This window comes from Streptomyces alkaliphilus (assembly GCF_014141535.1).
GTDB classification, from domain to species: Bacteria; Actinomycetota; Actinomycetes; order Streptomycetales; family Streptomycetaceae; genus Streptomyces; species Streptomyces alkaliphilus.
This window is the reverse complement of record NZ_VKHT01000170.1, coordinates 1-6,845: the sequence shown is the minus strand read 5'-3', so window position 1 is coordinate 6,845 and position 6,845 is coordinate 1. Positions and strand designations below refer to the sequence as shown.

Below are 6,845 nucleotides of genomic sequence, written 5' to 3'. Positions count from 1 at the left end.
CCCTTCACCGTGTCCCGCCCACCCGACCGGAACGGGCAGGAACTGTCGGGCCCCGCCCCCGGTCGGCGTTCCAGAGTGGAAGGCGTCGAGGGAAGGAGATCCGGTGCCGGAGCACCTCAACCGGGCCATGGACCACATCGAGGAGCGCCTCTCCGCCGATGCCGGCGCGCCGATCGACGTCGCCGACCTCGCGCGGATCGCGATGACCTCGGAGTACCACTTCCGACGCCTGTTCTCCGCGCTCGCGGGGATGCCGCTGTCGGAGTACATCCGGCGCCGGCGCCTCACCCTCGCGGCGGCGGAGGTGACGGCCGGGAAGCGGACCCTGCTGGAGGTCGCCGTGCGGCACGGCTACGGCTCCGGCGAGGCGTTCGCCCGGGCGTTCCGGGCGGTGCACGGCGTCGGTCCGGCCGAGGCGCGGCGCGCGGGGGCGTCCCTGCGCTTCCAGCCCCGGATGGCCTTCCACCTGGTTGTCGAAGGGAGTGACGGGATGCGCTACCGCGTCGTGGAGAAGCCGGCGTTCTCGCTGGTCGGCCGGAGGGCCCGGGTGCCGCTGGTGCACGAGGGGGTGAACCCGGCCATCGCGGAGTTCGTGCGCGGCCTCGGGCAGGAGACCCACCAACGGATCGAGGCGCTGTCGGACCGGGAGCCGCGCGGGGTGATCTCCGGCTCCGTGCTGCTCTCCGAGGACCGTACGGAGGGCACGGAGTTGGACTACCACCAGGCGGCGGCGACCGGCGCCGAGCCACCGGCGGACATGGACGTGCTGCCGGTGGCGGCCGGGACGTGGGCGGTCTTCGAGAGTTCGGGCCCGTTCCCGCTGACCCTGCAGTACACCTGGCGGGACGTCTTCACCCGCTGGTTCCCCTCCAACCCCTACCGCAGTGTGCCGGGGCCGGAACTTCTGCGGGTGGAGTTGTCGGAGGACGGGGCGCGGGCCGACGCCGAGATCTGGATCCCCGTCACCCGCACCGATACCCCGCCGTCCTGACCCCGTGGAGACGGAGGGAAGGATGGAGCCCTCCCCACCGCTCCGAAAAGGTGAGTCCCAGCCGCGGCTCCCGGGGCACCGCCCCGGGCCAACGAGCGGATCGAGGAGACGCTGCGCCAGTGGGACCAGGCGCCGATTCCTGTCCACACCCGCCGGTCATCACGCGGGTCGGGGCGGGACGGACCGGGACACAAGCCGCATTCTCGCTGCCCGGTCAACCGGCCGCACGAAACAGCCCCTCACCCGCGTTTCCGCTGGTGAGGGGCTGTCCTCGTTCCGGTGGCGGCGCCAGGATTCGAACCTGGGAAGGCTGAGCCGGCAGATTTACAGGCCGCGCGAGGGTGGCCTTTCCATCTGCGCTTTGTCCCGGCCAGGGCTCACGCGTCCCACTCCTGCCCCACTGCCAGGTAGTTCGTGCAGTACCGACGGGAACACCACTCGGCCGACTCCAGTGGCAACTACCGCTGCCCCCTTCGGGGCCTCCGTCACTGAGAGGGTGTTCCAGGCAGCAAGGGTCAGTCGACTGAGTTGCGGTATCCGCTGCGAGTGAACGGCACCGCGGGAGCGGCTACGCGCAAGGTCACGAGGCTGCCAATCACCGGAAGTACGTCGCCGGCGGCTGTTCAATGGAGGGGCCGTTGCCAGTTGAAGCGCGTGCTCCAGCGCGAGTCCGCAGACCGCGGAGCCCATGGCCTCGACCTCCATCTGTTCGGACCGTGGCGCTTCGGAGAGCAGCAGCGGCCAGCGGATCACTACCACCCTCTCCCAGACCTCGGGTGGCACAGTGTTGGCCAGGTGATGGCTCTCGCCTACTGGAAGGTCGCGCAGGCGACGTTCGGCCTCCTGCGTTTGTCCTACGTAGCAAAGCCCCGCGCCTGACGCGAACACTCCGTAGAGCACCGGTCCCACAGTGGCAGAGCTATCGCCGTGGATCTCGGTCAGCAGGGCTCCCACTCGGTGAGCGAACTGGTACCGGCGCTCCTGCCACCGTGCCAGCAGTGAGGCATCCCCCAGCAGAGTCACCAGCGAAGATCGCCAGGCACGACAGGCATCCTCGTACGCTCGGTCACTCACAGGCCCCCCAAGAGATCATCCACGCACCGCAGCGTATGCCTCCGCACCGATGGCCACGGAACGGCTAGGAGCCGTCCCCTTTACAGCGGGTTCCGTCTACTCCTTGTGACCTGCAGCTTCTTATCTTCGGGTCACTCGGGGCACGCCGGGGCCAAGCCCTCTAGACACCTCTGCTCAGCAGGTAGGGACGAAGTCACTGTGTGAGCGCGCCCACGCACTCGGCGATCGGTCCTGCCCGTCGCTCAGCCGTCACATCAGTCATACCAAAGCGCGACGCGTTCCCTCTGCACAAGGGGAAGGGCGTGCGCCATGATGGAACCGGCCCCTCGTACGACCGCAACAACCTTCGAACATTAGGGCCGACGAGTAGAAGGATGCATTGTGATCAAGATGACACGCGAGCAGAGCGACCTGCTCGCCCTCTGCGCACTGCGAGCGGACAGCAAGTCCATCGACTGGAGCCTGCTCGCACGGACCTGCCAGTCCCGCGAAGCACTGGACATCGTGCTCGGCGGGGATCTGCCCGAGGACTCCACTATCGCTCGACGCAACCAGCCACTTTTGCGTCAAGCCCTGACTTATTTGGATGATGCTCGCGCGCGCGTCGAAGCCGAATGCAACGCTGCCGATCGTGCAGACGCACGATTGGTCACGGTTCTGGATGCGGAATATCCGGCAAATCTGCGGGTTATCCCGAACCTTCCGCCATTCTTGTTCTACCTCGGTAGCCTGGAGGAGCGGGACGCTCGCTCGGCTGCGGTCGTAGGTACTCGCAATGCCAGTGAGGAGGGGTTGCAGCGTGCAGCCCGGATGGCACGGGGCCTTGTAGAGCATGAAGTCGTAGTCTTCAGCGGTCTCGCTAAAGGCATCGATACCGCTGCACACACCTCGACAGTGGAGGCAGGTGGGCGCACTGTAGCTGTCATGGGAACTGGCATCGCATCTAAAATCTACCCCGCGCAGAACAGGCCGCTCGCCGCACGCATCCTTGATCACGGCGGAGCTTTGCTATCCCAGTTCTGGCCAACTTCCTCAGCTGCAACCTGGACATTTCCCCGCCGGAATGTCGTCACATCGGGCTCAACTATGGGCAGCATCGTCATCGAAGCGTCTTCCACCTCTGGCGCAAAGATGCAAGCACGAATCGCGCATGAACACGGTAAGCGCGTTTTCCTACTGCGCTCCCTAGCCACGAAAGAGCCCTGGGCTGCGAAGATGATTGCCGAACGCAGAGCCGTCGAGGTGACAGAACTGACTGATGTGCTGGAGCTTATGGGCGAAGCAACACGAGTACAGCAGGCAGGGCAGCAGCGGCTTCAACTTACACTGGCGGGTCTGTGACATACGCTGCAGACCTTCCTCAGCCGCTGGGCTTCCCTCAATGCCGAACCTGCGCCTACCTTCGCATAGGCTCTCCCGGCGTCTGCGCAGAATGTGCCCAGGAAACACTGAACCCTCTTGCCGAATACCACTGCGCCTTGTGTAGCCAATCCCTCAGCGCCCCGAGTGACGAGTGCCGAAATGCAATCTGCCGATGGACTCCGCAGCAGAGATACTTCACGCGCGTTGACGCCATTGCGATGTTCGCTGGCTCTCTTGAGCAGAAGATTAAACGATTCAAGTATGACGGCCACGCTGGCTGGGGACTAATATTCGGTCGCCTGATCGTTGGCTGGCTTAACGCGCATGAGGACGAAGTTCAGGACATCGACCTCATATTAGGTAACCCAACCGCCAAGAAACGCACGCCCGTGCGCCATATCGAGATCATGATGGAGGCCGCGTACGTCGAAGATGGTGCTGGACGCTGGCCCATTACCAACCCCAAAAGTCCCGTTCTAGTTAAAAACCATGAGACGGAGAAGTCAGCTGGCAGAGGAAAGACCTGGTCAATGAAGATGGAAGCCGCCCGTCAGCACGCTGCAGCATTGCGCTTGTGTCAGAGCGTAGAGGGCAAGCGGGTATTGCTCGTTGACGACACATTCACCACCGGTGCCAGTTTCCATGCGATAGGGAAGCGACTCATTACCGAATGGGGAGCTATCGAGGTTCGAGGTCTCGTTCTCGCTCGCGTCCCCTTCGGTCTCGGCTAATGCACGTGCCACTGGATACTTCAGCAACCCGCATCAAAGGGGGAAACGGAATCATCGAGCCAGTCATTAAGAGGCTGACTCGCGGTATGCGGTCAAATTCTCAAAGTTGAGGTTGCAAGGGCCTCCGCGATGGGGAAGAGCGAAGTCATCACTACCACGGCCCCGGCGTCTGCAAGAGCTTGTTCCTTGCGCTGCTTGTTGGCGTAGCCGATGGTGTGCACTCCGGCCGCGTGCCCGGCCTCGACGTCACGTACCGCGTCACCGATGAAGACGTACTCGGAGGCATCCCGCCCGGACTCCATAGCATCCAGCAGCAAGCGGGGACTCGGCTTCATGCTCTCCGGTTCGCCCGAGCGCCGGCCTACCACCTTGGGCACCTGGTGCGTGAGCCTGTGGTTCTCCAAATAGCACCGGATGGCGCTGCCCGCGTTGTTGCTGACCACGATGACGTCCCGGCTGGCGTGAACCGCGGCATCGAGGACGGCACTCATCTCGGGGTTGGGGCGTGCGAGCCTTGCTGCTTCGGTCTCCAGAGCGGCCAGAATCCGGTCTGCGTCGGGGACGCTGCCCGGCGCTTCATCGGCGATCCGACGCAACAGCGCGAGAGGGTCGTGCTCCGCCTTCCAGTCGGACCGAACGTCATGACCGGCATCGACGAGCTGCCGGCGCATCCGTTCCGCCACTTCACCGGCGCTCAGGCCGGCGAACACCGAGCAGAACGGACCGTCGAAGTCCACCAGCAGAGTCCGGACCCCACTCAGAAGCTCGGAAAGTTCCTGCTGCGGCTTCATGCGTCCTCCCGCCGGAAGGCGATGCTGCCCCACGTGCTGTCGAACCATCGCTGCGACTGCTGCACGTACTGCGATCCGAGCGAGGAGTCGTCCGGTCCGGCCGAGTGGTGGAAGAGGGTCGTGTCTTTTCCGGTGATGTCGAAGAAGTCCCGCTCTTCCCCGTCCACCACCATCTTCCGCTGACGCAACGGGTAGTAGCCGAAGAACGCCTCGGTTCCGTTGAGGAGATACAGCTTGAACAGGGCCGAGGCCCGGAAGAAGCGGATCTCCACCTTCGCCGACTGGACAAGGCCCAGTTCGGCCAGCATCTCCACTCCGTGCTTGATCCCCCCGGCATAGTTGACCGCGAGCTGACCGGCCCTGTGACGGAGCGCCGGATCGTCCTTCAAGCCATCGGCGAGCACCGGGACCGCCATGTTCACGCTCGTGTCCGGCAGGAGTAGCCGGACCGAGATGGACTGCGGGGTGAGCCGTCCCGAACGCACCTTGTCCAGCGGTTCTTGCATGGCGTTGTGCAGGGTTTCGCTGGAGAAACCGGTGAAGTCGATTCTCACCGCCTCCTCTTCGAAGGCGGATTCAAGGTGCGGTCGGAGACCCACCGGTCGCTCCGTCCGTTGCCGGACGAAGCTTCCCTTGCCCTTCTTGGTCACGATCAGCCCGTCGTCCCGCAGGACGTCGAGCGCCCTCGCCACGGTCGCCTTCGCAACCTGGTAGCGCCGCATCAGCTCGGGGCCGGACGGCAGCTGGTCGCCGGCCGCGTACTTGCCCGTGAGGATCTCGGCACGCAAGGCGCTGCTGACCTGCTGGAAAGCCGGTCGCGTGTCATCGGGGTCAAGGCTCATTCCTTCATCGTAGGCCACCTCCCCACCAACCCCAGGAAGCACAGGATTCCTAGCCTGGTTGACCTTCCTAGGAAGGTTGGCTACGTTCATCGCGTCGCACCGAGCGAGAGCGAGGTGGGGCCCCGGATGGGCCTTCTTTGGGCTGCCTTCCGGGTGCTGAGGGCGGGGACGCTGCAATCCCGCCAAAGGCCAGGTGAACAGGGCTTCGGCCCGACTGGCGAGGTGGCCCGGTGACCGCGAGCAACGGCCGGAGTGTGGGGACCACGAGTCCCCCTTGCAGTGCGAGATCCCTGCCCGAACGAGGAGAGGAAGGCCCGTGATTCGTCGAAGACCCGGGGCGGGTGCGGTGCGCCGGACCGGCGCCGCGCCCCATGCCCCGTGTGTCCCGCCCCTTGCCGTGAAGCCGGGATAGCCGGTGGCCAGGGGCCCGGTCCGTCGAGCGCACTCGATCCCCGGCAGCCCTCCGGACCGCGACGCCCGCGGCTCCGGTCCTGCCGGGCGGTCGTGACCGCTCGAACCGATCGGTCACCACCAGGTGCGCCCCCGAAGCGGCTACTTCGGGGGCGCGCGCCACAGGAACCATCTGGAAGGAACCCCTGTGAACGCCTTCATCATCGCACTCGCCACCACCGCGCTGACCGACAAGGAGCGCGAGGAGCAGCGGCGCGAGGAGTTGCGGCGCAAGGTCGCCGAGCGCAACGCCCAGTCCCGCCGCGACGCCCAGCTCAAGGGCAACCGCCGCTGACCCCGTCCGACCATCCAGCCCACCACGTGGCGCCCCACCCCGATCCGGGGTGGGGCGCCGTGTGGTGTGTCCGACAGGAGAGACCTGCTGTGAAGAGCTTCATCGGTCGGCACGAGGTGCGCGACCACCACGACTACCTCGAGCTGTCCCTTGGCACAGACCCGGACCTGTGGTTGGGCGTGGAGGGCGAGAGCCCGAGCGAGCGGGCGGCCCGGCTGGATGCCGGCTTGGACATCCTCGCCGATGACCCCGACCTGGCCCCGGCCGTGGTCGCGGTCATCACCGAGGCCATCCGCGCCCTCAATCACC

At 65.6% G+C, this 6,845-nt stretch carries 7 protein-coding genes; 5 read left to right on the top strand and 2 right to left on the bottom strand.

The genetic code is table 11. The features are described 5' to 3' along the window. Nucleotides 1–127 precede the first annotated feature (127 nt). From FNQ90_RS08185 to FNQ90_RS08175, 3 genes are all read left to right on the top strand, one after another. The gene (locus FNQ90_RS08185; RefSeq protein WP_194432335.1) at nucleotides 128–991 is read left to right on the top strand and encodes an AraC family transcriptional regulator; all 864 of its coding nucleotides are present in this window, start codon (nucleotides 128–130) and stop codon (nucleotides 989–991) included. Between the two features lie 1,464 nt (nucleotides 992–2,455). Then, nucleotides 2,456–3,406 (top strand): DNA-processing protein DprA, encoded by a 951-nt coding sequence (locus FNQ90_RS08180; protein ID WP_194432334.1) that lies wholly within the window; start codon nucleotides 2,456–2,458, stop codon nucleotides 3,404–3,406. Between the two features lie 239 nt (nucleotides 3,407–3,645). After that, on the top strand, nucleotides 3,646–4,158 hold the full coding sequence (locus FNQ90_RS08175; RefSeq protein WP_228470958.1) for a ComF family protein: 513 nt from the start codon (nucleotides 3,646–3,648) through the stop codon (nucleotides 4,156–4,158). 92 nt (nucleotides 4,159–4,250) lie between these two features. On the opposite strand, the gene FNQ90_RS08170 is transcribed toward FNQ90_RS08175, so the two are convergent. Then, nucleotides 4,251–4,949, bottom strand: coding sequence for an HAD family hydrolase (locus tag FNQ90_RS08170; protein WP_182605760.1), 699 nt, complete (start codon nucleotides 4,947–4,949; stop codon nucleotides 4,251–4,253). Beyond that, nucleotides 4,946–5,791, bottom strand: coding sequence for a GntR family transcriptional regulator (locus FNQ90_RS08165; RefSeq protein WP_182605759.1), 846 nt, complete (start codon nucleotides 5,789–5,791; stop codon nucleotides 4,946–4,948). The genes FNQ90_RS08170 and FNQ90_RS08165 overlap by 4 nt, the downstream gene beginning before the upstream one ends. Nucleotides 5,792–6,389: 598 nt before the next feature. On the opposite strand from FNQ90_RS08165, the gene FNQ90_RS08160 reads away from it, so the two are divergent. Both FNQ90_RS08160 and FNQ90_RS08155 read left to right on the top strand, forming a co-directional pair. Then, nucleotides 6,390–6,536 (top strand): hypothetical protein, encoded by a 147-nt coding sequence (locus FNQ90_RS08160; protein ID WP_182605758.1) that lies wholly within the window; start codon nucleotides 6,390–6,392, stop codon nucleotides 6,534–6,536. Nucleotides 6,537–6,625: 89 nt separating this feature from the next. Beyond that, nucleotides 6,626–6,845: hypothetical protein (locus FNQ90_RS08155; RefSeq protein WP_182605757.1), on the top strand; the 220-nt coding region annotated here is incomplete at its 3' end.

What these genes read in the sequence shown, in the direction of transcription:
- FNQ90_RS08180 (WP_194432334.1), top strand. Translation starts at nt 2,456, where the DNA reads ATGACACGCGAGCAGAGCGACCTGCTCGCCCTCTGCGCACTGCGAGCG.
- FNQ90_RS08185 (WP_194432335.1), top strand. Translation starts at nt 128, where the DNA reads ATGGACCACATCGAGGAGCGCCTCTCCGCCGATGCCGGCGCGCCGATC.
- FNQ90_RS08175 (WP_228470958.1), top strand. Translation starts at nt 3,646, where the DNA reads ATGTTCGCTGGCTCTCTTGAGCAGAAGATTAAACGATTCAAGTATGAC.
- FNQ90_RS08165 (WP_182605759.1), bottom strand. Translation starts at nt 5,791, where the DNA reads ATGAGCCTTGACCCCGATGACACGCGACCGGCTTTCCAGCAGGTCAGC.
- FNQ90_RS08170 (WP_182605760.1), bottom strand. Translation starts at nt 4,949, where the DNA reads ATGAAGCCGCAGCAGGAACTTTCCGAGCTTCTGAGTGGGGTCCGGACT.